Below are 22926 nucleotides of genomic sequence, written 5' to 3' on the forward strand. Positions count from 1 at the left end.
TGATCAGCCCCCACGGGGTGGCCCGAGTGGAATGTTAGTGAACCGTGGGCCTTTCCACCACGGGTAGCTTGGCCGGCGGAGCCGGTCGGGCGAGCGCAGCCGGCCAAGCGGTTAAAGCTGGCACGAACACCTCCGGGACCGGCGGGCGGTAGCCGAGCGAGGCGTGCGGCCGAACCCCGTTGTAGTGTCTCCTCCAGCTCTCGATCAGGATCTGTGCCTCCCGCAGAGAGTAGAAGATCTCCCCGTTCAGCAACTCATCCCGCAGCCTCGCGTTGAAGGTCTCGATGTAGCCGTTCTCCCACGGTGAGCCTGGCGTGATGTAGGCTGTCTTTGCGCCCACGGCGGTGATCCACTTCTGCACAGATTGAGCGATGAACTCCGGTCCATTGTCAGAGCGAACGTGCGCAGGCACGCCGCGCAGAATGAACAAGTCCGAGAGCACATCGACCACGTCCGGTGCCTTGAGCTTGCGCGCTACCCGGATCGCCAGGCACTCGCGGGTGAACTCGTCGATGACGTTCAGCAGGCGGACCTTACGCCCGTCATGCGTGCGCGCCTCGACGAAGTCGTAGGACCAGACGTGGTTGCGGTGCTCGGGCCGCAGCCGGACACAGGAGCCATCCCCGTTCCACAACCGGCCCTTCTTGGGCTGACGGGCCGGCACCTTCAGCCCCTCCTGCCGCCAAAGCCGCTCCACCCGCTTGTCGTTGACCAGCCAGCCCGCCGCCCGCAGCAGGGCGGCGATCTTGCGATAGCCGTAGCGGCCATACCGGCGCGCCAACTCGACCAGGTCGGCCAGCAGCGCCGCCTCGTCGTCTCTCCCCCGCGGCACCTTGCGCTGCGTCGAGCGATGCTGTCCGAGGGCGCGACAGGCGCGCCGCTCGGAGACCGTCAGCACGGTCCGGACATGCTCGATGCAGGCGCGCCGGCGCGCGGGGCTCAGAAGTTTCCCCGGGCGGCCTCCTGCAGGATCAGCTTGTCGAGCGTGAGATCCGCAATCGCCTTGCGCAGCCGCTGGTTCTCGGTCTCCAGCTCCTTCATCCGGCGCACCTGGTCGGACTTCAGCCCGCCGAACTCCTTGCGCCAGCGGTAATACGTGACCTCGGTCACGCCGATCGCCCGGATCGCGTCTGCCACGCTCTGCCCCTGCGAGACCAGCACGTCCACCTGCCGCAGCTTGGCCACAACCTCTTCCGGTTTGTGCTTCTTCGTTCCCATCGCGTCCGTCCTCCGTCGGCTCAAAGCCATACTTCAGGGCGGACCACTCCGATGGGGGCTGACCATTTCAAGCGTGTTTGAAAGATCGAATTTTCGAAAATTCGATTTTCCTCAAAACATTTAAAATCTTCAAAAATACGTATTTGTCAAAAAAAGTAAATGTATTTATTTATATTGATTGATTTTATCATGGATAAACATGATTTAATTTCATGATATATAAGTATATATACCTATATTAATTAAGATGAATCAATTTTTTTATCCTGATAATCAAGCTCCCAACACAAAGTCCTCCGCCGGTTGGTGGGGGAAGCGGGCGCGACTCCAGAACCTCGACGCTCACTGCGCCTGAGCCGCGATATGAATCCTGACGGTGAGATCTGCAGGCTGCGATCCGCACCCGACTCGGGATCAGCAAAGTCGACGCAATTCCGTTGACGCCGCCCCCGCCACGCTCTAAACGCTCCCTACCGCGGGGCCGCAAGGCGCTTCGGGCCCAGGTGGCGGAATTGGTAGACGCGCTGGTTTCAGGTACCAGTGGTGCAAGCCGTGGAGGTTCGAGTCCTCTCCTGGGCACCAACACCCTTCGAGGGTGTTGATGCTGTCCCCGCAGCGGACGCGAATGCCTTCAGTCCCGGCATTACCCTTTTGGTCTCTCGGTTGCACCGTGACGAACCCGTCCGGGTCGATCCGCGTTGGCGTGTGCTGACCGGAGGATCGTTCATGCCCGACAGACGCGAAGATCTGCTCACCGCCCGCCCGCACCTGACCCGCCGCGACGAAGACGCGGCCGCCGCCAAGGCTGGCGTGACGCCGGCCAACCACGACGCGGCCCGCAAACCCGACGCCCTCGATCCCGGTACCAGCACCACCGGCGAGGAGCCGCGGCGGCGTCCCGGCCCGTCGGGTGAGGGCGAGGTCTGACGCGGAGACCCGAGGGACCGGCCCGTCCGCCGGGCCTCCTGGGCCGGGGCGCGTCGTGGTAGGGCGGGTCGTGCCCCGATCCCCCCACTCCCCCGTTCGACGAGCCGCGGCGCGGTTCGCCCGCGTGATCGGGAGAGCGAACGCAGATCCTTCCGCATGAGCGCGATCACCCCCCTGCCCTGCCAGCGGCACCTGTTCGAAATCCCCCGGGACGTCAGCTACCTCGACGCGGCGGCGTGGTCCCCGCTGCCCTGGGCGGTCCGCGAGGCCGGGGAGGCGGGCCTGCTGGTGAAGAGCCGGCCCTGGACGCACCGGCGCGAGGCGATCCCGATCCAGGCCGAGCGGGCGCGGACGGCCGCCGCCCGGCTCGTCGGCGCGGGGATGGACGACGTAGCGATCGTGGGGTCGGTGAGCCACGCGATGGCGACGGCCGCGGCAAACCTCCCCGTCGCGCCGGGCGGACGGGTGCTGCGGGTCGCGGACGAATTCCCGTCGCTGCGCTACGCCTTCGACCGGCTCGCCGCCGCGCGGGGTCTGAGCGTCGAGGAGGTTCCCCGCCCCGGGGACGGCGACTGGACGGCGGCCCTGCTGGCCGCGATCGGGCGCCCCGGGGCGCCGCCCCTGGCGATCGCCACCCTGACCCCGTCGCACTGGACCGATGGTGGGTTGATCGACCTCGACCGGCTCGCGCCGGCGGTCCACGCCGTCGGGGCCGCGCTGGTGATCGACGCGACCCAGGCGGCCGGCGCCGTGCCGGTGGATGTCGGTCGCTGGCTCCCGGACTTCCTGGCCTTCCCGACCTACAAGTGGACGCTCGGCCCCTACGGGCTCGCCTTCCTGTACGCGGCTCCCCACCGGCAGGACGGCACACCTATCGAGGAGAACCTCGGCAACCGCCCGCCCGCGGCCGGCGCCCGCCGCTACGACCGGGGCGAGCTGAACGACCCCGTCCTGCTGCCGATGGCGGCGACCGGGCTGGAACTGCTCCTGTCCTTCGATGCGTCGGCGGTGACGGCCCGGTTGCGGCACCTCACCGACCGCCTGGAGGAGGGCATCGCCGGGCTCGCGCTCGCCGCCGCGCCGCGCGCCTTGCGTGCGCCGGGCGTCCTCGGGCTGCGCGCGCCGGGCGGCCTGCCCGCCGGCCTGCTCGATCGCCTGCGCGAGGCCGGCATCCACGCGAGCGAGCGATCCGGCGCGCTGCGCCTCAGCCCGCATGTCTGGGCCGACGAGGACGACATCGACCGCTGCATCGCCGCCTTGCGCCGCGAACCGTAGGCCTCGCCCCCGCCGGCGCCGGCGGGGGCGCGACGACCCGGCGTCGGCGTCGGCCCGGGGGACTAGAGCGCTTCACGATCGCGTTGCAATCGCGAAGCTTTCTAGGTTTTTGATTTTGCGGCATTTTCTTCGACGAACCGGCATCCGCTTCGTCGGGAAACGCTCTAGCCCGGCGCCGGGCCGCCGGCGCCGCGCGCCTCCGGGCCGGTGCCCGGGGTGCCGTCGGGGCCGGGCCTCGGGCGCTCCGGCGCGGCGCTCTCGGGGTAGCGGGCACGGTAGGCGCGCAGGAACTCGGTCAGAGTCTCGGCGCTCGTCGCCTGGCGCACCAGGCTGCGGAAGGCCGCGGTGGCGGCGGCGTTGGGGGCCGCGACGAGGCCGAAGGTGCGCGCGTCCGGGCTGTCGGCCATCTTCGGGGTGTACTTCGTGCGCAGGCGGTCGAGGCTCAGGGTGTCCTCGGCCAGCGCGTAGCTGATCGCCGCCCGCATCACGTCGTTGCGCTCCGCGTCGGACAGCGGCCCGGGATCGCGCCAGCGGGTGCCGAGCAGCGTCTCGTGCGCCTCCCCGGCCTCGCGCCAGCGTCGCGCGCCCCACAGGATGTCGCCGCGCAGGTGCGCCGCCTCGGCGCTCGCATTGCCGTCGAGGAGCTCGAGGGCGAGGTCGGTGCGCGACAGGTCGGACAGCGCCCGGGCCTCGAGGAGCAGGCGCGCGTCGCGGATCGGCGCCGGCAGCTCCGGCAGGCGGGTGTTCTGGATCACCTTGAGGGCCTTGAGCGGCTCGCCCTCCATCAGCCGCACCGTCGCCAGCCTGGCCGCGACGCTCGCCCGCGCCGCGCCGGTGAGGCGGTTGTCGACCTGGTGCTGCAGCAGGTCGCCGGCGGCGTCGAGGAGGTCGAGGGCGACCAGCCGGTCGGCCAGCCGCCGCACGATCTCGTCGCCCTGGCGGCCGACCGGCGTGAACTCCTTGAAGTCGTAGAACAGGGCCAGGGCCTCGATCCGCCCGAGGCTGGCGCCCTTGTCCGACAGGAACAGGGCGGAGAACAGCGCCACCGTGTCGTCGTGCAGGCCGCGGGTCGCCGGATGGTCGGGATAGAGGCGGTTGGCCTTGCGGGCGGTCGCGAAGGCGTCGCGCCAGCGGCCGGTGCCGGCATAGAGCCGGCCGAGGCGCGCGAGGGCCTCGGCCTCGGTGTCGCCGTGCCAGATCAGGGTCAGGCGCTCGAGCCGGTCGATCGCCGCCTCCGGCGTCATCGTGCCGGCGGCGCGCCCGGCATCGACGAGCCGCAGGGTCGCCTCGGCGGCGACCGGCGGCACGCCGGTCTCGGAGATCTGCTGGTAGGCCCGGCGAGCCTCGGCCTCCTGGCCGATCGCCTCGGCGAAGCGGGCCTTGAGGAAGGCCAGCCGGTCGCGGGGCAACGGCGCCTCGGCCAGCGGCGTCGCCGCGGTGAGCGCCCGCTGGGCGAAGGCCGGGTCCTTGACCTCGAGCGCGGCCTCCGCCCCCGCGAGGTAGAGCGGCAGCTGCAGGTCGTCCGGATAGGCCTCGATCACCGGGAGCGCGGCCTTGAAGGCGGCGAGGGCCTGGCCGCTGCGCCGGCCGCGGGCATCGAGATAGCCGCGCCACAGCCGCATCTCGGGGTCGAGCGCCTGCTTGCCGTCGGGGTTGAGGAAGCCCGCCGCCCGGGCGTCCTGGCCCATGCGCAGCGCGGCGATCGCCGAGAGCAGCCGCACCGGCGCCTGGGAGGCCAATGTCGGGTCCTCGCGGGTCGCGTAGTTCAGCACGCCGGAGGCCTCGGCCGAGAAGCCGTTGGCGAGGAGCACGCGGGCGAGGTCGATCCGGGCGGCCGAGCGGGCCGGCCGCTCGGCGGCGGCGGCGGCGGCCTCGGCGGCATGGATCCGGGCCCGCACGTCGCCGCGCTTGTCCTCGGCCCAGCGCTCGGGCTGCACCATCAGGGTGGAGGCGGCCTTCGGGCCGGCCTCCGGCGCCTCGACCACCGTCGGGGAGACCGACAGGCCGCCGGGCCGGGTGATCGTCACCTCGGCGAGGCCGGGCCGCACCGTGAGGTCGTCGGCGGCGGCCAGCACGGCGACGCCCTGGCGGCTCGGCAGCACCTCGAACTCGACGAAGCGGCCGCGCTTGGGCACCCCGGCGATCCGCGCCCCCCGGGCGGTCACCACGGCGATGCGCTCGCCGTCGCGCTCGAGCCAGAGGGCGCCGCCGGGCCGGGCGAGCGGCACCGAGACCGCGGGCTTGCCCGACGGGTCGGCGCTGCGCTGGGGCGCGAGCAGGTCGCCGCTCGGCGCGCTGCCGTCGCCGAGCACCAGGTCCCAGCCCTGCCCCTCGCCCATCGCGAGCTGGGCGAGGGTGCCGGATTCGAGGCGCAGCCGCATCACCGTGAAGGCGCCGTCCGTCTGCGGCGCGTCGACGACGCTCGCCGGCCCGCCCGCCGCCAGCGCCGGCAGGGTGACGGGCGCGGTGGATTCGAACACCAGGGTGGCGATCCCGGCACGCTCGAACAGAGCCGCCGGCGGCCGGGAGGCAAACGGGAAGGCGATGCGCAGGCCGGGCCAGGCACGCACGATCCGGGCCTGGACCGGGCCGGACGACGCGGCCGGATCCGCCGGTGGCGTGACGCCGGACCCGGCCTCGGCCCGGGCGGCGGGCGGCGGGCCGGCGGGCGCCTCGCCCGCCGTCATCCGGGCGTCCGCGGCGCGGGGCTCCGGCGGCTTGGCATCCGAGGGCTTGGCTTCGGCGGACTTGGTATCGGTGGGCTTGGCTTCGGCGGGCTTGGCTTCGGCGGGCTTGGCTTCGGCAGTCTTGGCATCCTGAGCCGAGGCCTGGCCGCCCGGTTTGATCAGGTCGAGGACGTAGGAATCCTCCTCGCGGTAGCCCTCGGCGGTGTAGCCCTCGGCGAGCTTCACGGTGACCCCGGCGGCCTCCGCGCTCGCCTCGGTGGCCAGGGCGGTCACGGCCGGCCGGGCGCCGGAGCGGGCCTCGGACGCGTCGATCGTGTAGGCGCCCGGGACGCGCAGGCGGACGTCGCCGCCGGCCCGGGTCAGGGCGGCCTGGGCCTCCCTGGGCAGGCGCAGGGTGAACCGGGTCAGGGTCGGCAGATGGGCGACCTCGAGGCGCAGCGGCACCGGGCGCGGCGCGCGGGCGGCGGCCTCGCGGCGCAGGCGGGCGCTCAGCTCCTCGGCTCGGCGGGTGAGGTCGGCCAGCACGTCGGGCGGCAGGCTCGGCGGCAGGCCGCTCCAGCCCTCGGGCAGCAGGTCGATGAAGACCCGCTCGCCGGCCTCCAGCACGTTGACCTTGTAGGGGGCCTGGAGGGCGACGCGCAGGCCGGAGCCGTCCGGGTCGCGGCGGACCTGGGCCACGTAGGCCGGCATCTCGCTCGCCAGGCGGTCGCGCTGGCCCGTGACGGGCTCGCGGAAGCCCACCACCAGCACGCCGCCGACGACCTTGGCGGTCACCTTCACGCCCTGGTCGAAGGTGAGCGCGATGCGGCCGAAATTCTTCTGCTCGCTGCCCTGGATCGCCGTGAGCTGCGCCGCGGCGGCCGCGCTCGCTCCGGCGGTCCATCCCGCCAGCGCGATCAGCGCCGCAGCACAGCGGCTCCTGCCCGTCGAACCCATCGCGATCCGCCCGTAAACCCCGAGCCGGCACCATGACGGCACACGGCTAACGCGGGCTTAATTCGCCGCCCGCGGGTCTCCGGACGGAAGGTCAGCGCACCCCGTCGATCGCCGGCAGCTCACCCGGGGGCAGGCCCGGGGCGACGGCGGCGGATTTCGGGCCGCCCGCCCCGCGGGCGCGCTGGGCGAGCGCCACGGTCAGCCGCTCGGCCGCCTCGGGCTGCATCACCGCCAGCACCTCGGCCATCTTGCGCGGGTTCATGGCGACCACCACCGGCACCAGCACGTCGAGCTTCAGCCGGTCGAAGACCCGGGCGGCCTCCTTGGGCTTCATCGTCTCGTACATCGTCACCAGGGACTTGAGCCCGGCCGCCTCGGCCTCGGCGCGCTTGGCCGCGGCGTCGTCGCCCTTCTGCTCCAGGGTCTTGAGGTCGTTGATGCGGCTCTCGAGCTTGCGCTCGGCGTTCTCGATCAGCTGCTCGCGGGTCTCGAGGTCGCGCGAGCGCTGCTGGAGCGCGTCGCGCCGGGCGCCGAGCTTCTCGAGGATCGCCCGCTCGGAAGAGGAGACCGGCTCGCCGGACGGCCGCGGCGGCTCCGCGGGCGGGGCCGAGGTCGTGGGGGCGGGCGCCGTCTCCTTGGGCGAGACCGAGCCGGTCACCGTCGGGTCGGCGGGCTCCCAGCCCGAGCGGGCATGGGCCAGCACCTCGGCGAAGCGGCTGCCGGTGGAGGGCGCGGCGTCGAGGAAGGCCAGGACCTTGAGGAAGAGGAGCCCGCAGGCCGCCACCGCCACCGCGTCGACGAGGCGCAGCCGGATCATCGGCCCGCGCCAGGCCGGCGTCGCGGTCAGGCGCCGCAACAGCGCCGACAGGGTGACGGGCGCCTGCGGCCGCTTCGCCGGAAGCCCGGTGGCGGCCATGGGCTTGCCGGCGCCGGCAGCACCTGCAGCGGGACGACCCGCGACCGGCGCGGCGTCCGGCTTCGCGCCGGCGGAGGGGAACGCGGCCGCCGCGGCCTGGGGCTGAGCCCCGGCGGCGACCGGGGCGTCCGGCAACCCGGCGAAGCGGCGCAGGAGCAGCGTCAGGGTCATGCGGCCTGGGCCTGGAGACGGCTCAGGGCGCGCTCGCTGAGGGCGCGGGCGGCGGCGGCGGCGGCGCCGAGGCGTTCGCCGGTGGAGACCGGCCGGGGCTCGGCGGCGGATCCCGGCGCGGCCTGCGGCGGCACGGCGCGCGGCGGCATCTGGGCGGCGGCGGGCACCGCGGTGGGCGCCGACACCGGCGCGAAGGCGGCCTGCACCATGGCGGCCTGGGCGGCCGGCGTCATTCCGGGGTGACTCACCCCGGGCTGGGAGGTCATGCCGGCGGCCTCGCCGGGCACCGAGGCGCGGGCCTGGGCCAGGATGCCGCCGATGCGCGAGAGCACCTCGTCGCCGGCCCGGAGCTGGGTGGCGAGGTCGGCGTTGGTGCGCTCGGCGATGCGCAGGCGCTCGGCCAGGGTGCGGTCGCACTCGGCGAGGGTGCTGCGCAGGCCCGAGATCGCCCGCTCGGCGGATTCGGTCGCCACCATCAGGTCGCCGATGGTCTGGCGCATCGCCGCCTCGTCGCCCTTGAGGCGGGTGATGCGGCGGCCGAGACCGACCGACGTGGCGATGCAGGCGACGAGGAGGACCGCGACCAGGAGGTCGGCCAGGATGCTGACGATCAGGCTCACGACGCGGCCTCGCTCCGGTTTGTCGGCGACGGGATGGACGGGGATGCGGGGACGGGCATCGGCTAGCCGTCCTTGCGGTTCTGCATCGAGGCCTCGAAGGCCGCGAAGGTGGTGCGCGAGCGGCGCAGGGGCCGCGTCACCTGCACGGCGATCGAATCGTCGAGCCGGCCGATCCGCCCTTGCGTCGTCGCCCAGTCGCCGCAGCGCAGGGTGATGAGGTCGGCGGGCTTGGCGTCGAACATGATGGTGTCGCCGACCTCAAGCGACAGGACCCGGCGCAGCGGCAGCGACATCTCGTGCAGCACCGCCTCGACCGCGACGTCGGCCTGGAAGATCTCGGTGGCGAGGTGGCCTTCCCAGATGTGGTCGCGGCCGAGCTTCTCGCCCATGAAGCTCTGCAGCAGCAGGTCGCGGATCGGCTCGATCGTGGCGTAGGGAAACAGGATCTGCAGGAGGCCGCCGCGGCCTTCCATGTCGAGCTTGAGGTCGATCAGGATCGCGGCGTTGGCCGGCCGTGTGATGGTGGCGAAGCGCGGGTTGGTCTCGATCCGGTCGATGAGGAAGCGCACCGGCGAGAGCGGCTGGAACGACGCCTCGAGGTCGCCCAGGATGATCTCGACCATGCGGCGCACGAGCTGCATCTCGATCGGCGTGAACGGCCGCCCGTCGAGGCGGATGCTCGTGCCGCCGCGCTTGCCGCCGAGCAGGAGGTCGAGGGTCGAGTAGGCGAGGTTCGACTCGACCGTGACGAGGCCCGAATTCTCCCAGGCGTCGGCCCGGAACACGCCGAGCAGGGTCGGCAGCGGGATCGCGTTCAGGTAGTCGCCGAAGCGCACCGAGGTGATGTTGTCGAGGGTGACCTCGACGTTGTCCTGGAAGAAGTTGCGCAAGGACGTCGACAGCAACCGGATCATCCGGTCGAAGACGATCTCGAGCATCGGCAGGCGTTCGTACGAGACGACGCCCGAATCGACGATGGCCCGGATGCCGCCCGCGCCCGAGGCCGAGAGCTCGCGCAGCGAGAACCCGAGGACCTGGTCGATCTCCTCCTGGTTCAGGATGCGGTCGTTGCCGGCGAGCTCGGGGAGGTTCTCGGTCTCCCCCTCGTCGATCATGTTGGCCCATTCGGCCGCCATGTCGCTCGCCTGGGTGGCGGTGCCCTGCTCAGCGAGCGCCGCACCCCACTCGTCGGCGAGCGAGGCGTCGCCGCCGCCGCCCTGCTCGATCAGGGCGGAGGCCCAGTCGTCTTCGTCGATGGTGTCGTCGGGTCCGGCCACGGAAGCACCAAATCCTGCGAGAGAGGCCTATTGGATGATGAAGTCCTTGAAGAGCACGGCGTCGACCTTGGCGGGGTAGACCGCCACGTTGACCCGCCGCAGCAGCTCCTCGCGCAGGCGATAGGTGCCGCCGGCGGCCTCGAAGTCGCCGACGCGCAGCTCGCGCACGAAGACCTGGAACGTGTCCTCGACCCGCGGCATCAGCGGCTGGATCTCGGCCGCCACCTTGGAGTCCCGCACCTCGAGGGCGACCTTCAGGCGCACGAAGCGCGGCTGGGTCTGCCCGGGCTCGGGCATCAGGTTCATGCTCATCTCGCGCACGTCCATGAAGGCGACCGGCAGCTTCTGCTCGGCGGCCGGCTTCTCGGCATGCGCGGCGCGGCTGCGCATCACCATGAAGCCGCCGCCGCCGGCGCCCGCGACCAGCAGCACCGCCGCGCCGATCACGATCAGCTTCTTCTTGGAGCCGCCGGCGGGGGCGGCGCCGTCCTGGCCCTCCGCCTCGCCGTCGCCGGCCGGCGCATTCTTCGGCTTCCTGGCCATCGCCCGCCGTCCAAATCCTTCGGAATGACCCGTTGCCGGGACAGGGCCGCAGAATGCGAGAAGACGGTTAACGCGCCGTTAAGGCGGCAATTTCTGCCTGGTCGAAACTGCCGGGTCGGCACGAAACGACCCGTCCGGGCCGGCGCTCCGATTAACCAAGCATTTGCCTTAACTGAAGAAATCCCGGTGCCCCGGCCTGGCACGGTGCCTGCGATCACCATCCCGGGTCCGCCGCTGGGGAGCGGGGTGGCCCGCCACCACGCATCGTCGGGGAGTAGCCGGTGCAGAATGCTCAGTTGATCGGGCTCTCGTCCCAGATGGCCCTCGGGCGCGAGCTCGAGGTCATCGCCAACAACATGGCCAACGTCACCACGACGGGCTTCAAGGCGCGCACGACGCGCTTCCAGGAATACCTGATGCCGAAGGCGAGCGCGGAGACCTTCCAGCGCCCCGACCGGCGTCTGTCCTACGTCATCGATTCGGGCACGCCGCTCGACCTGTCGCAGGGGCCGGTCGAGGCGACCGGCAACCCGCTCAACGCGGCGATCCGCGGCGAGGCGTTCTTCGCGGTGCAGACGCCGCAGGGCGAGCGCTACACCCGCAACGGCGCCTTCGAGCTGAACGCGCAGGGGCAGATCGTGACGAGCGACGGCTACCCCGTCCTCGGCGAGGGCGGTCCGATCCAGATCGGCCAGCAGGAGACCGGCCTCGGCCTCGGGCCCGACGGCACCGTGTCGACCAACCAGGGCACCCGCGGCAAGTTGCGCCTCGTCACCTTCGCCAACCCGCAGGGTCTGACGAATGCCGGGTCGAACCTCTATTCCTCGAACACCCCGGCCCAGCCCGCCGGCCCGCAAGGGCGGATCGAGCCCGGCGCGCTCGAGCGCTCGAACGTCCGCCCGGTCGTGGCGATGAGCCGGATGCTGGAGGTGAACCGCACCTACCAGCTCGTCTCCGACACGGTGTCGCGGCTCGATTCCCTGCGCGGCCAGGCGATCCAGCGCCTCGCCGACGTCGGCAACGCTTGAAGGGGAGCCTGAACGATGCGCGCGCTCTACGCCGCCGCCACCGGCATGGCGGCCCAGGAACTCAACGTCCAGGTCATCTCGAACAACATCGCGAACCTGCGCACCACCGGCTACAAGCGCCAGCAGGCGCATTTCCAGGATCTGCTCTACCAGAACCTGCGCCGGGCCGGCACCGCGACCTCGGACCAGAACAACCAGCTGCCGGCGGGCCTCGCCATCGGCTCGGGCGTGAAGACGACCTCGACCGCCCGGGTGATGTCGCAGGGCACCCTGACCTCGACCGAGAAGACCTACGACATCGCCGTGCGCGGCGAGGGCTTCTTCCAGGTCACGATGCCGGACGGGCGCACGTCCTACACCCGCGACGGGTCGTTCGACCTCGACGCGCAGGGGCAGATCGTGACCCGCGAGGGCTACCTGATGAACCCGAACATCACGGTGCCGAACAACGCCACCGCGGTCACCATCAGCGCCTCGGGCATCGTGCAGGCGCAGATCCCGGGCCAGACCGCGCCGCAGAACCTCGGCCAGATCCAGATGGCGCGGTTCGTCAACAAGGTCGGCCTCGAATCGATCGGCGACAACCTGTTCGTCGAGACCCTGGCCTCGGGCCCGGCGATCACCGGCAATCCCGGCACCGACGGGTTCGGCAACCTGCAGCAGAGCTACCTCGAGGAGGCCAACGTCAACGCGGTCTCGGAGATCTCGTCGCTGATCGCCGCGCAGCGCGCCTACGAGATGAACTCGAAGGTCGTGACCGCCGCCGACCAGATGCTCTCCACCACCTCGCAGATGTTCCGCGGATGAGCGCCCCGATGACCCACACGGCTCTTCCCGCCCCCACCCTTCGCTCGCCCGCAGCGCGCCGCGCGCTCCTCGGCGCCGGCATCCTGTCGCGCACCGCGCTGACGCTGGTGGCGCTCGGGTTCCTCACCCTGCCGGTCCTGGCCGTCGAGGTCCCGCGCCTCGCGATCAAGGGCGACATCACCGCCGAGCGCGACGTGATCACCCTGGGCGACCTCGTCTCCGGCGCACCCCCGGCGCTCGCCCAGAAGGCGCTGTTCCGGGCCCCGGCGCTCGGCACCTCCGGCACCATCCAGGTCCGGCGCATCGTCGAGGCCACCGCCGGCCTCGGGCTCGACGCGCCGGAGAGCGGCGGCCGGCTGCAGATCTCGGTCCAGCGCGCGGCCCGCCGCATCGGCGCCCCGGAGATCGAGGGCGCCGTGAAGGCGGTGCTCGCCAAGCAGCGCGGCTTCGACGTCGGCTTCGTCACCATCGCGTTCGACGGCGAGGCCCCGGTCCTGACCGTGCCGCCGGACCTCGTGAGCGCGGTGACCGCCCAGGAGGTCACCTACGATCCGCGCAGCCGCCGCGTCACCGCGCTGGTGGTGGTGGGCGAGCGCCAGTCCTCGCTGCGCGTCGCCGGCCAGGTGGTCGAGATGGCCGACGTCGCGGTGCTGACCCGCGCCATCGCCCGCGGCGAGACCCTGAACGCCGCCGACGTGGCGGTGGAGCGCCGGCCCCGCGACGGCCTGCCGGCCGACATCGCCGCCGACCCGGCCGCCTTCCTCGGCCAGGTGGCGCAGAAGCCCCTCGGCGCCGGCACGGCGTTGCGCGCGGCCGAGCTGACCCGGCCCGACCTCGTCGCCCGCGGCGAGGCGGTGACCATCGTGTACGAGACCCCGGGCGTCGCCCTGGCGCTGCGCGGCCAGGCCCGCGAGGGCGGGCCCCTCGGGGCGGTGATCGGGGTGGTCAACCCGGTCTCCAAGAAGGTGATCCAGGCCACCGTGATCGGCCCCGGCCGCGTCACCGTGGCGCCGATCGTGCCGGTGACGGCGGCGGCCCCGGCCGCCCGCCTCGCCGCGGCCCAGCCGTGAGGAGGCGCGCCGTGACCGTCTCCCGCCTCTCGCGCCTCGCCCTCCTGGGTCTCGCCGGCGCGCTGCTCGCCGGCTGCAACACCGTCGACCGCCTCCAGAACATCGGCGCGACGCCGACCCTCTCGGCGATCGACGACCCGACCGCCCAGCCCGGCTACCGCCCGGTGCGGCTGCCGATGCCGGACGTCCAGCCGGTCTCGTACGCGTCGAACTCGCTGTGGCGCACCGGCTCGCGCGCCTTCTTCAAGGACCAGCGCGCCGCCAAGGTCGGCGATCTCGTGACGGTGAAGATCAACGTCACCGACAAGGCCAACCTCAACAACGAGACCAAGCGCTCGCGCTCGAACAGCGAGTCGTTCGGGATGCCCAACGCCTTCGGCCTCGAGACCAAGACCAAGCTCCTCGCCGGCATGGACCCGGCCAAGATGCTCGCCACCGACGCCACCACCACCAACGACGGCGCCGGCTCGGTCCAGCGGGCCGAGACCGTGACCACCAACGTGGCGGCGATCGTCACGCAGGTCCTGCCGAACGGCAACCTGGTGCTGGAAGGCCGCCAGGAGATCCGCATCAATTTCGAGGTACGCGAACTGATCGTCGGCGGCGTGGTGCGGCCCGAGGACATCGAGTCCGACAACACGATCGATTCGAGCAAGATCGCCCAGGCCCGCATCGCCTATGGCGGCCGCGGCCAGATCACCGACGTGCAGCAGCCGCGCTACGGCCAGCAGTTCCTCGACGTCGTGCTGCCGTTCTAGCGAACGGTTGCCGTTCTAGCGAACGGTTGCCGGTCCGGCGAAAGGTGCCGTCCCACCCGGACGGTCCCTGAGAATCCCGCACCGGGGGGCACGCTCCCCCCTTGAGTCCCCCGGTCGCGGCGCGGCCCCGGCACTTCCCGCCGGGGCCGCTCTCGTTTCCATGGCCGGCTTCAGCGTGGCCTGAACGCGAACGGCCGGGATGCCGGCTTGCGCCCGGCCCCGGCCGTCGGATCGTCATGCCTGATGGACCAGACCGCGCTGCAGCGCGCAGCAGCTCTCCCCCCCTGCAGCAAGGCTGTCCGGGGGGAAACACGAATGCCGCGTCCGCCCGCTCCCTTTTGAGAGAGGGGCCTGGCGATCAATTCTCAACGAGAATTGTTCCTGGACAGCCCTGCATTCTTGCGGGCGAGCGGCGCGCGAGGAAATCCCGCTGCGCCTGCTCCGTCCCGGGTCGGGCTTGCATACCGGCATGGAGCACGGGCCTGCCCGTGCTCGATTGGGACGTGCGCCTCGGGGGCGCGGAGCCTCAATCGTCCCGGTACACCCGCTCGCGCCGCTCGTGGCGCTCCTGGGCCTCGAGCGACAGCGTCGCGATCGGGCGGGCTTCCAGGCGCTTGAGCGAGATCGGCTCGCCGGTCTCCTCGCAGTAACCGTAGGACCCGTCCTCGATGCGCGAGAGCGCGGCATCGATCTTGGCGATCAGCTTGCGCTGCCGGTCGCGGGCGCGCAACTCGATCGCCCGATCGGTCTCCGACGAGGCGCGGTCAGTCAGGTCGGGATGGTTCTCGTTCTCGCTCTGCAGCGCTACCAGGGTGTCCTGGGCCTCGCGCAGAATGTCTTGCTTCCACCCCTGGAGCTTGCGGCGAAAATACTCTCGCTGACGCTCGTTCATGAAGGGCTCGGCGTCATTGGGGGCATAGCCCTCCTCGATCACGATCTTCGCCATCGCGCCCCTCGGATAACCGATGTTGTCAAGACCGCGGCCGATGTGATGGCCGTGGCCCACTTGGCGCTGCCCTATAATAGAGCCCGCACGCCACCACAATGTCTGAACCTCGGCACGCAAGGAGCGGACCAGGGGACGGCGCCCCCCTGCGGCAAACGTGTCACGGTCGAGGCGCTTCTGCGCCCTCGCCTCGCGGTACCGCGAGGGCGGCGGCGATATCGGCCTCGAGGCGTCGGGCGAGCGGCTGGCGGTAGTGGGTGGCGTCGAAGAACAGGGCGGGGTCGTGCGTCTCGGGCCGATCGCCGGACCAGTCGACCACCCGGCCCCGCGGCGCCACCGCCGCCGCCAGCGCCGCCCGGCAGGCGGCGGAGGCCGCCGCCCGGGGCGTGCCCGCCCGGTCCTGCGCCGGGGCGTGGACCGGCGGAAAGACCACGACCAGCCGGGTCGCGGGATCGACGCCCCGCGCCAGGGCACGCAGTCGCTCGGCGGCCGGAAAGGCGGGTCCGCCCGAGTTCGGATCGGGGTCGTCCGGCGCGCGCCGGGTGCGGAACCCCTCCCAGCCCGGCCCGTCGGGGGCGCCGAGGGCGAGGTAGTCCGGCTCGTAGTCCCAGTAGCCGTCCGGCGCCGCCCGGCGCGGGGCCTTGCGCGAGGCCCAGCCGATGCGGTTGACCACCTCGGCGGCGACGCGGATGCGCAGGAGCCCGCGCAGGTAGCCGAGGGCGTCGTCGGCGAGCAGCCAGGACGGGAACGGCTTCAAGGGCGGCAGGGCGGGATCACCGGTGCACCAGGCCGAATCGATCCCGAGCACCAGGGCACGCGCGTGCGGGTGATGGCGCAGGAAGTACCCGGCGACGAGAAGCTGCTCGCCCGGGCCGGTGCCCGGCACGGAGAGCTGCACGAACGGGATCCCGGTCGCCTCGCGCAGGCGGGCCGGGGCGACGAGCTGGATGTGCGAGTTGCCGACGATCGCCGCCGTGAAGGCCGGGTCGCGGCCCCGGCTCGCCGTCGCGGTGCGCGGCCCCTGCGGGCGCACGCCGTCGCGGGCGAGGAGCCGGGGCCGGCCGGTGTCGTAGGGGTCGACCGCCAGCGCCAGGGCGAGGTAGCCGGCGAGCAGGAGGGCGGCGGCGGCCACGAGGGTGACGGCGAAACGCCGCCAGGCGGCGGGTGCGGTGGTCGCGACCGAGGGGTCAGCGCGCATCGGATCGGCCCCTCAGAACTGGAAGTAGATGAACTCGTAGTTGGCGTCGTCGCCGATGCGCAGCAGCACCGCGACGAGGAGCACCGCGAAGGCGACCGCCAGGGCCGGCCGCGGCGGCAGGCGGTGGACCGCCGCCCAGGCGGTCGGGCCGATCAGCGCCACCAGGGCGGCGGGCACGAAGGCCCGCCACTTGAAGCCGTGGCCGACCGGCGCGTGGCCGGCCAGGCCCTTGAACACGGCCATCGCCGCCTCGAAGCTGGTGGCGCGAAACAGTACCCAGGTCAGGGCCACGAACAGGAAGGTCAGGGCCCAGCCCAGCAGCGCCGGCATCGGCAGCCCGGCGCGGCGCCACAGGAGGCCGATCCCGAGCCCGGCGCCGTGCGCCGCCCCCCAGGCGACGAAGGTGAGGCCGGCGCCGTGCCACAGGCCGCCGAGCGTCATCGTGGCGAAGAGCGCGGCGAGCTGCACGGCGAGGCCCCGGCGGTTGCCGCCGAAGGGGATGTAGAGGTAGTCGCGCAGGAAGCGCGACAGGGTCATGTGCCAGCGCCGCCAGAAGTCCTGCAGCGAGGTCGCGCGGTAGGGCACGTCGAAGTTCTGCGGCAGCACGATCCCGAACAGCAGCGCGAGACCCAGCGCCATGTCGGTGTAGCCCGAGAAGTCGAAGTAGATCTGGAACGTGAAGGCGAGCGTGCCCTGCCAGGCGTCGACGACGCTGACCACCTTGCCCTCGGCGGCGGCCTGGAACACCGGGTTGGCGTAGGCTGCGAGCGGATCGCCGAGGAACACCTTCTTGGCGAGCCCGAGGCAGAGCAGCATCAGCCCGCGCCCGATCCGCTCGGCGGCGTCCGGGCGGGCATAGGGCTTCTCGTCGAACTGGTGGAGGATCTCGCTCCAGCGCACCAGCGGCCCGGCGAGCACCTGGGGGAAGAACGCGATGTAGAGGGCGTAGCGCGTGAGGCTCATCTGCGGCGCCCGGCCGGCGCGCAGGTCGGTGAGGTACATCACGTGGTGGAAGGTGAAGAACGAGATGCCGAGCGGGAGCGCGAGGCTCGGCCGGGCGAGGTCGTGCAGCCCCGGCAGGAGCGCGGCGAGACCGGCGAGGAACCCGGCATACTTGAACAGCGCCAGCACCGCGAGGTTGGCGGCGATGGCGAGCGGGATCAGCACGACCGCGCGGCTGTGCCCGAACCGGCGCGCGACGAGCCAGTTCAGCCCGATCGAGGCGGCGAGCAGCGGCACGAAGCGCGGGTCCCACCAGCCGTAGAAGACCAGCGAGAGCACCACGAGGAGCGGCAGGCGCCAGGCCGGGCGGTGCAGGGCGACCAGCGCGTGCAGCGCCAGGGCGACCGGCAGGAAGCCGAACAGGAACGGGAAGGAGTTGAACAGCATCGCGGCCGGGGGTGTCGCAGACCTCTTCGGCGACGCCACGGCCGCCCGTCTTCAAGCGGGCGCCGTTGTGGGAGATCGGGGCAGGTGCGTCAACGGAGGGCCGGCGAGCGGCTCACGCCGCCCGCACCTCGCCGAGGAAGCCGATCACCTCGCGCTGCAGCTCCTCGGCGGAACGCGACATCGCCTGGGCGGCCCCCAGCACCTCGGCGGCGGCGTCCCCGGTCCGTCCGGCGCCGTCGCGCACCGTGGCGATGGACTGCGTCACCGTGAGCGTACCGCGGGAGGCCTCCTGCACGTTGCGGGCGATCTCCTGGGTCGCCGCCCCCTGCTCCTCCATCGCCGCCGCGACGCCGGTGGCGATGGAATCCATCTCGCCGATCCGCCGGCCGATCGCCGCGATGGCCTCGACCGCGCCGCCGGTGCCGGCCTGGATCACGCCGATCTGGGCGGCGATCTCCTCGGTCGCCTTGGCGGTCTGCTCGGCCAGCGCCTTGACCTCGGCGGCCACCACCGCGAAGCCACGGCCGGCCGGGCCCGCCCGTGCCGCCTCGATGGTGGCGTTGAGCGCGAGCAGGTTGGTCTGGGCCGCGATGCCGGAGATCAACCCGATCACGTCGCCGATCGCGCGGACGCCGGTCGCCAGGGACTGGACCACCGCGTCGGTGCGCTGCGTCTCCTCGCGGGCGGCGACCGCCATGCGGGCGGACAGGCCGACCTGGCCGGTGATCTCCTGGATCGAGGCGGCGAGTTCCTCGGTGGCGCTCGCCACGGTCTGGACGTTGGCCGAGGTCTGCTCGGCGACCGCCGCGACGGTCACGGACTGCCCGGTCGTCGCCTCGGCGGTGGCCGCCATGCTGCCGGCCGCCGATTCCATGCCGGCCGCCGCCGTCGCGACGCCGCGGCTCAGGGCCGTCACCCGGGTCTCGAAGGCCCGCATCAGGCCGTCGAGATGGGCGGCACGGCGCAGCTTGGCGTCGGCCTCCCCGGCGGCGGCCCGGTCGGCCTCGCGCTTGGCGATCAGGGCGTCCTTGAACACCTGCAGGGCGCGGGCGAGGGTGCCGATCTCGTCGCGCTTGCCCCCGTCGGTCACCGCCACCGCGAGGTCGCCGTCCGAGAGGGCGCGCATCTGGCCGGTGATGCGGGTGAGCGGCGTCGAGACGCCGGCGAGCACGATCCAGGCCGCGCCGGCGATCGCGGCGGCGGCCACCAGCATCACCCCGAGGAAGGTCGCCGCCAGGAGGTCGTAGAGACGGTCGGCGGCGAGCTTGCCCTCGCGGGCCTCGTCGAGCTGCAGGTCGACGAGCTTGCCGACCGCGTCCGAGATCGGGTCGATCGCCGGGTAGAGGTCGCGCGTCACGAAGGCGGCGAGCCCGGCGGCGTCCTCGGCCCGCAGGAGGCCGACGAGCCGCGTCACCGCCGGTTTCGCCGCCGCCATCGCGCCCTCGACCTCGCGGGCGATCCCGTCCTCGCGCGGGCTCATCGCCTTGCTGCGGTAGGCCGACCAGTGGGTGTCGACCCGCGCCATCGCCTGCTCGACGTTGCGCCGCGCGTCGGCCCAGGACAGGCTCTCGCCGCGGCGCTTGTGCGAGGTGTCGACGATGTTGACCGCGTAGAGGTCGGCGACCGACTTCAGGTCGCGCAGCGGAACGACGCGGCCGCCGTAGATGTGGTCGACGGCCTCGCGCATGCCGGCGACGCCCCACCAGCCGCCCCCGAGCGAACCCGCGATCAGCCCGGCGAGGACGACGAGAAGCGCGATCAGTCGTCCGCGGATCGTGGTGAGGGCGCGCATCGGGTCGGGACTCCAGTACTGTGCGGGAGCCCTGTATCGCCGTGAATTTTGAAGGAAACCCTAAGTCAATCCGAGAAACATTTCGACACGGACAGTCTGGCGGAAAAGTGGCGTTTCCCGCAACCGTACGTCGCCGGCGCGCCTTGCGCTGGCACCGGCCCCCGCCGCTCAGCCGGCCGCGGCCTCGAGCTTGGCGAGCTCGACCTGCGCCCGCAGCTCGATATGGCCGATCAGGTCGTCGAGGCGTGGATCGCCGGTATTGCCGCTGCGCTCGGCGAGGCGGCCCGCGATGGCTTTCAGCTCGCTCGCCGCGACCCGCCCGCCGAGCAGCGCCGCCTTGAGGCGGTCGAGCCCGTCGAGGAGGTCGTGGCCGCGCTTGGTCGCCCGGCGGCGGCGGTCGGCGGAGATCTCGTCCTGGCACTGGAGGGTCAGGATCGCGCTCAGGCCCGCGAGCGGCACCGCGCCGCCGGCGCTGGTCGGCCCGCGCGCGCCCTCCATCCCGAGGGAGAACACGCCGCCTGCCGGCAGGGAGCGCGGCCCGGCTCCCGACAGGGGAGCGGCCGCGAGGCGGGTGTCGACACGCATGCGATGGGGTCCGGGTCACGGGTCTTCGGTGTGCGGCATGAACCTCGCCCGGGTATGGTGAACGCCCCGTAAACGAGGCGGCAGATCTTGCCGCCGGGCGAAAACGACCGGGCCCGGATCGACCCCCCGGCGCCCGGCCCGGCAACGGATCGGTAACCTTACCAAAGACTTACGCCTGGGATCGGCGCTGGCACGGTCCTGGCAACGGCACGTTCCGAGTTTCGGGACCCCGTCATGCGCCTCCGCCTCCTCGCCCTCGCCTGCCTCTCCTGCCTGCTGCCCGTCCTGCTCCTCGCGGCCGGCCCCGCCCTCGCCCTGTCGCGGGTGAAGGACCTCGCCAGCGTCGAGGGGATGCGGACCAACCAGCTCATCGGCTACGGCATCGTCGTCGGCCTCAACGGCACCGGCGACACGCTGAACAACGCGCCCTTCACCAAGCAGTCGGTACAGGCGATGCTGGAGCGGCTCGGGGTCAACACCCGCGGCGCCGTGATGCGCACCGCCAACCTCGCCGCCGTGATGGTGACGGCGAACCTGCCGCCCTTCGCCGCGCAGGGCACCCGCATCGACGTCACGGTGTCGTCGCTCGGCGACGCCAAGTCGCTCCAGGGCGGCACGCTGCTGGTCACGCCGCTGCTCGCCGCCGACGGCGAGGCCTACGCGGTGGCGCAAGGGTCCCTCGCCATCGCGGGCTTCCAGGCCGAGGGCGACGCGGCCAAGATCACCCGCGGCGTGCCGACCAACGGCCGCATCGCAAACGGCGCCGTGATCGAGCGCGAGATCGCCTTCAAGCTCAACGAGCAGAAGTGCCTGCGCCTGTCCCTGCGCAACCCCGACTTCACGACCTCGAAGCGGATCGCCGCGGCGATCAACGACTTCATGGGCGCCGACACCGCCGAGCCGACCGACCCCTCCACCGTCACCCTGCAGGTCCCGCCGCGCTACCAGGGCAACATGATCCGGCTGCTCACCGAGGTCGAGCAGCTGAAGGTCGAGCCCGACCAGACCGCCCGGGTGGTGATCGACGAGCGTTCCGGCATCATCGTGATGGGCCGCGACGTGCGGGTCTCCACCGTGGCGGTGGCGCAGGGCAACCTCACCGTCACCATCACCGAGCAGCCCCAGGTGAGCCAGCCGGCCCCGTTCTCCAACGGCGAGACCGTGGTGGTGCCGCGCACCGCGCTCAAGGTCGATGCCGGCGAGAAGAACAAGCTCGCCCTGGTCAAGGAGGGCGTGACCCTGCGCGAATTGGTCGACGGGCTCAACGCCCTCGGCATCGGCCCGCGCGACCTGATCTCGATCCTCCAGGCGATCAAGGCCTCCGGCGCGCTCCAGGCCGACATCGAGGTGATGTGAGCCCGCGCCCGCCCTCCCCTGCCCTTCTCTCCCGACACGAGGTCTGAACCCCGATGCTTCCCCTCGCTTCCCTCGCCGCCTCCGCGGGCCTCGCGGTCGGCCAGGCCCTCGCCGGGGCCGCCGGCTCCGCCCTGCAGGGGGCCAACGCCGACAAGGCGAAGATCCAGAAGACCGCCAAGGACTTCGAATCGATGTTCCTGGAGCAGAGCCTCGACGTGCTCAACCGCTCGCAGGGCACCGACGGCCCGCTCGGCGAGAACGGCACCGGCGGCGGGGTCTACCGCTCGATGCTCAACAAGGAATACGCCCAGTCGATCGTGCAGAGCGGCGGCATCGGCATCGGCGACCAGGTGATGCGCGAGATGCTGCGGATGCAGGGAGGCGCGAATGTCTGAGGCCGCCCGCCCCGCCCCGCTGCGCATCGCCGACCCGGAGGCCGCCGCGCGCCTCGTGGCCGAGACGCTCACCACCATGCAGGCGCTCGAAGCCCTGCTCGCCCGCGAGAGCGACCACATCCGGGTCGGGCGGCTCGCCGAGGGCCTGGCCGAGGCGCCGCAGAAGACCGCGCTCGCCGGCGCCTACCTGCAGGGCCTGCAGGCGGTGAAGGCCAACGCGGTGGCGCTCGCCCGCTTCGCCCCCGAGGGCATCGCGGCCCTGCGCGAGGCCCATGGCCGCTTCTCGGATGCGGTGGCGGCCAACCAGGCGGTGCTGGCGACCGCCCGGTCGGTCTCGGAGGGGCTGCTGCGCACCCTGTCGACCGAGCTCAACCGCCACGCCGAACCGAGCGGCTACGGCAGCCGCCCGGCCCCCTCCCCCTACGGCCACCGCCGCAGCGCGCCGCTGGTGCTCTCGCGCAGCCTGTGAGGGCGCATCAGCGCCCGGTGCCGAGCCGGATATAGGCCCGGGCCGGGCCGTACTCGGTCTGGGTGCGGGTATCGATCGCGACCCGGCCCGACCCGCCGACGACGCCCCGGGCCATCCCGTCGAGGCCGGCGCCGGGCCGCGCCGGCACCGGCGTGCCGGCCTCGGCCCGCACCCGCCCGCTGATCCGCGTGCAGGGACCGCCGGGGACGAAGCGGACGAAGCCCGGTCCCTCGTGCGGGCAGGCCTCGGGCGCCTTGGCGATGGGGAGGTCGCGGATGTCGAGGGCGTGGGCCGGCAGGGCCGCCCCGACGAGGGCGGCCGCGAGGATCATCGGTGTCGCGCGCATGTGCCGGGCCCCCCGTTCGTGGGCCAGAAAAGCATGGTGCGGGCCGGTGCGCCAGGGCTTGCGACGCACGCCCACGGGATTGATGAAGTGGGTCTCACCCACGACCTCATCCTGAGGTGCCGGAGCGAAGCGGAGGCCTCGAAAAAGGGCTCCAGAAGTCGCCACGATCCCTGGAGCCCTCCTTCGAGGTCAGCCGATCTTTGATCGAATAACACCT

At 72.4% G+C, this 22926-nt stretch carries 21 protein-coding genes and 1 tRNA gene; 10 read left to right on the forward strand and 12 right to left on the reverse strand.

Features of this window, described 5'->3' with window-relative positions:
* Positions 1 to 34: 34 nt before the first annotated feature.
* Positions 35 to 1218, reverse strand: a protein-coding gene (locus V3T34_RS15310) for an IS3 family transposase (RefSeq protein ID WP_331369223.1) whose coding sequence is annotated in 2 segments (ribosomal slippage) — positions 35 to 954 and positions 954 to 1218 — 1185 coding nt in all. Because the reading frame shifts where the segments join, the coding sequence is not laid out codon by codon here.
* 497 nt (positions 1219 to 1715) lie between these two features.
* Here V3T34_RS15310 and V3T34_RS15315 point away from each other — a divergent pair.
* The 3 genes from V3T34_RS15315 to V3T34_RS15325 all read left to right on the forward strand — a co-directional run bounded on the left by V3T34_RS15315 (position 1716) and on the right by V3T34_RS15325 (position 3420).
* A tRNA-Leu gene (locus V3T34_RS15315) sits at positions 1716 to 1800 on the forward strand.
* A gap of 144 nt (positions 1801 to 1944) precedes the next feature.
* Positions 1945 to 2145, forward strand: coding sequence for a hypothetical protein (locus V3T34_RS15320; protein ID WP_305079125.1), 201 nt, complete (start codon positions 1945 to 1947; stop codon positions 2143 to 2145).
* A gap of 156 nt (positions 2146 to 2301) precedes the next feature.
* Positions 2302 to 3420, forward strand: coding sequence for an aminotransferase class V-fold PLP-dependent enzyme (locus tag V3T34_RS15325; RefSeq protein WP_305079126.1), 1119 nt, complete (start codon positions 2302 to 2304; stop codon positions 3418 to 3420).
* A gap of 164 nt (positions 3421 to 3584) precedes the next feature.
* Here V3T34_RS15325 and V3T34_RS15330 read toward each other — a convergent pair whose 3' ends face one another.
* The 5 genes from V3T34_RS15330 to fliL all read right to left on the reverse strand — a co-directional run bounded on the left by V3T34_RS15330 (position 3585) and on the right by fliL (position 10570).
* Positions 3585 to 7043, reverse strand: a complete 3459-nt coding sequence (locus V3T34_RS15330) for a hypothetical protein (protein ID WP_305079127.1) — start codon at positions 7041 to 7043, stop codon at positions 3585 to 3587.
* A gap of 91 nt (positions 7044 to 7134) precedes the next feature.
* On the reverse strand, positions 7135 to 8130 hold the full coding sequence (locus V3T34_RS15335; protein ID WP_331369224.1) for a MotE family protein: 996 nt from the start codon (positions 8128 to 8130) through the stop codon (positions 7135 to 7137).
* On the reverse strand, positions 8127 to 8750 hold the full coding sequence (locus tag V3T34_RS15340) for a DUF6468 domain-containing protein (protein ID WP_305079128.1): 624 nt from the start codon (positions 8748 to 8750) through the stop codon (positions 8127 to 8129). The genes V3T34_RS15335 and V3T34_RS15340 overlap by 4 nt, the downstream gene beginning before the upstream one ends.
* Before the next feature lie 62 nt (positions 8751 to 8812).
* Entirely contained in the window at positions 8813 to 10027 is a 1215-nt protein-coding gene (fliM, locus tag V3T34_RS15345) for a flagellar motor switch protein FliM (protein ID WP_060847291.1), read from the reverse strand.
* Positions 10028 to 10054: 27 nt separating this feature from the next.
* A complete protein-coding gene (gene fliL, locus V3T34_RS15350) occupies positions 10055 to 10570 on the reverse strand; it encodes a flagellar basal body-associated protein FliL (RefSeq protein WP_060847290.1) in 516 nt (171 codons plus the stop codon).
* Between the two features lie 281 nt (positions 10571 to 10851).
* On the opposite strand from fliL, the gene flgF reads away from it, so the two are divergent.
* The 4 genes from flgF to flgH are packed head-to-tail and all read left to right on the forward strand — an operon-like array spanning position 10852 to position 14233.
* Entirely contained in the window at positions 10852 to 11598 is a 747-nt protein-coding gene (flgF, locus tag V3T34_RS15355; RefSeq protein WP_060847289.1) for a flagellar basal-body rod protein FlgF, read from the forward strand.
* Between the two features lie 15 nt (positions 11599 to 11613).
* Entirely contained in the window at positions 11614 to 12405 is a 792-nt protein-coding gene (gene flgG / locus V3T34_RS15360; RefSeq protein ID WP_048431285.1) for a flagellar basal-body rod protein FlgG, read from the forward strand.
* 8 nt (positions 12406 to 12413) lie between these two features.
* Positions 12414 to 13475, forward strand: coding sequence for a flagellar basal body P-ring formation chaperone FlgA (gene flgA / locus V3T34_RS15365; protein ID WP_060847288.1), 1062 nt, complete (start codon positions 12414 to 12416; stop codon positions 13473 to 13475).
* Positions 13476 to 13486: 11 nt separating this feature from the next.
* A complete protein-coding gene (gene flgH, locus V3T34_RS15370) occupies positions 13487 to 14233 on the forward strand; it encodes a flagellar basal body L-ring protein FlgH (RefSeq protein WP_091754694.1) in 747 nt (248 codons plus the stop codon).
* Positions 14234 to 14759: 526 nt separating this feature from the next.
* On the opposite strand, the gene dksA is transcribed toward flgH, so the two are convergent.
* The 5 genes from dksA to V3T34_RS15395 form a co-directional block, all read right to left on the reverse strand.
* The gene (dksA, locus tag V3T34_RS15375) at positions 14760 to 15179 is read right to left on the reverse strand and encodes an RNA polymerase-binding protein DksA (protein ID WP_060847286.1); all 420 of its coding nucleotides are present in this window, start codon (positions 15177 to 15179) and stop codon (positions 14760 to 14762) included.
* A gap of 160 nt (positions 15180 to 15339) precedes the next feature.
* Positions 15340 to 16377, reverse strand: a complete 1038-nt coding sequence (locus tag V3T34_RS15380; protein WP_305079129.1) for a hypothetical protein — start codon at positions 16375 to 16377, stop codon at positions 15340 to 15342.
* A gap of 12 nt (positions 16378 to 16389) precedes the next feature.
* Complete coding sequence (locus V3T34_RS15385; RefSeq protein ID WP_091889781.1) at positions 16390 to 17766, reverse strand: MBOAT family O-acyltransferase; 1377 nt, start codon at positions 17764 to 17766, stop codon at positions 16390 to 16392.
* 112 nt (positions 17767 to 17878) lie between these two features.
* Positions 17879 to 19558 carry a methyl-accepting chemotaxis protein gene (locus tag V3T34_RS15390; protein ID WP_305079130.1) on the reverse strand — a complete coding sequence of 560 codons (1680 nt, stop codon included), beginning with the start codon at positions 19556 to 19558 and terminating at the stop codon, positions 17879 to 17881.
* Between the two features lie 168 nt (positions 19559 to 19726).
* Entirely contained in the window at positions 19727 to 20143 is a 417-nt protein-coding gene (locus V3T34_RS15395; protein WP_060847282.1) for a flagellar assembly protein FliX, read from the reverse strand.
* A gap of 234 nt (positions 20144 to 20377) precedes the next feature.
* On the opposite strand from V3T34_RS15395, the gene V3T34_RS15400 reads away from it, so the two are divergent.
* The 3 genes from V3T34_RS15400 to V3T34_RS15410 are packed head-to-tail and all read left to right on the forward strand — an operon-like array spanning position 20378 to position 22363.
* A complete protein-coding gene (locus V3T34_RS15400) occupies positions 20378 to 21499 on the forward strand; it encodes a flagellar basal body P-ring protein FlgI (protein ID WP_060847281.1) in 1122 nt (373 codons plus the stop codon).
* A gap of 53 nt (positions 21500 to 21552) precedes the next feature.
* Positions 21553 to 21894, forward strand: a complete 342-nt coding sequence (locus tag V3T34_RS15405; protein ID WP_048431051.1) for a rod-binding protein — start codon at positions 21553 to 21555, stop codon at positions 21892 to 21894.
* Positions 21887 to 22363 carry a hypothetical protein gene (locus tag V3T34_RS15410; RefSeq protein ID WP_091753125.1) on the forward strand — a complete coding sequence of 159 codons (477 nt, stop codon included), beginning with the start codon at positions 21887 to 21889 and terminating at the stop codon, positions 22361 to 22363. Before V3T34_RS15405 ends, V3T34_RS15410 begins: the two co-directional genes overlap by 8 nt.
* Before the next feature lie 7 nt (positions 22364 to 22370).
* On the opposite strand, the gene V3T34_RS15415 is transcribed toward V3T34_RS15410, so the two are convergent.
* Positions 22371 to 22811: a porin family protein gene (locus V3T34_RS15415; protein WP_305079131.1), complete on the reverse strand. Its 441-nt coding sequence runs from the start codon at positions 22809 to 22811 to the stop codon at positions 22371 to 22373.
* Positions 22812 to 22926: the final 115 nt, after the last annotated feature.

Origin of the sequence: Methylobacterium ajmalii, from assembly GCF_036448855.1 — a bacterium.
GTDB classification, from domain to species: domain Bacteria; phylum Pseudomonadota; class Alphaproteobacteria; order Rhizobiales; family Beijerinckiaceae; genus Methylobacterium; species Methylobacterium ajmalii.

Coding starts and splice junctions, on each gene's coding strand:
- V3T34_RS15320 (WP_305079125.1), top strand. CDS start 1,945: ATGCCCGACAGACGCGAAGATCTGCTCACCGCCCGCCCGCACCTGACC.
- V3T34_RS15325 (WP_305079126.1), top strand. CDS start 2,302: ATGAGCGCGATCACCCCCCTGCCCTGCCAGCGGCACCTGTTCGAAATC.
- V3T34_RS15330 (WP_305079127.1), bottom strand. CDS start 7,043: ATGGGTTCGACGGGCAGGAGCCGCTGTGCTGCGGCGCTGATCGCGCTG.
- V3T34_RS15335 (WP_331369224.1), bottom strand. CDS start 8,130: ATGACCCTGACGCTGCTCCTGCGCCGCTTCGCCGGGTTGCCGGACGCC.
- fliL (WP_060847290.1), bottom strand. CDS start 10,570: ATGGCCAGGAAGCCGAAGAATGCGCCGGCCGGCGACGGCGAGGCGGAG.
- flgG (WP_048431285.1), top strand. CDS start 11,614: ATGCGCGCGCTCTACGCCGCCGCCACCGGCATGGCGGCCCAGGAACTC.
- flgA (WP_060847288.1), top strand. CDS start 12,414: ATGACCCACACGGCTCTTCCCGCCCCCACCCTTCGCTCGCCCGCAGCG.
- dksA (WP_060847286.1), bottom strand. CDS start 15,179: ATGGCGAAGATCGTGATCGAGGAGGGCTATGCCCCCAATGACGCCGAG.
- V3T34_RS15380 (WP_305079129.1), bottom strand. CDS start 16,377: ATGCGCGCTGACCCCTCGGTCGCGACCACCGCACCCGCCGCCTGGCGG.
- V3T34_RS15385 (WP_091889781.1), bottom strand. CDS start 17,766: ATGCTGTTCAACTCCTTCCCGTTCCTGTTCGGCTTCCTGCCGGTCGCC.
- V3T34_RS15390 (WP_305079130.1), bottom strand. CDS start 19,558: ATGCGCGCCCTCACCACGATCCGCGGACGACTGATCGCGCTTCTCGTC.
- V3T34_RS15395 (WP_060847282.1), bottom strand. CDS start 20,143: ATGCGTGTCGACACCCGCCTCGCGGCCGCTCCCCTGTCGGGAGCCGGG.
- V3T34_RS15400 (WP_060847281.1), top strand. CDS start 20,378: ATGCGCCTCCGCCTCCTCGCCCTCGCCTGCCTCTCCTGCCTGCTGCCC.
- V3T34_RS15405 (WP_048431051.1), top strand. CDS start 21,553: ATGCTTCCCCTCGCTTCCCTCGCCGCCTCCGCGGGCCTCGCGGTCGGC.
- V3T34_RS15410 (WP_091753125.1), top strand. CDS start 21,887: ATGTCTGAGGCCGCCCGCCCCGCCCCGCTGCGCATCGCCGACCCGGAG.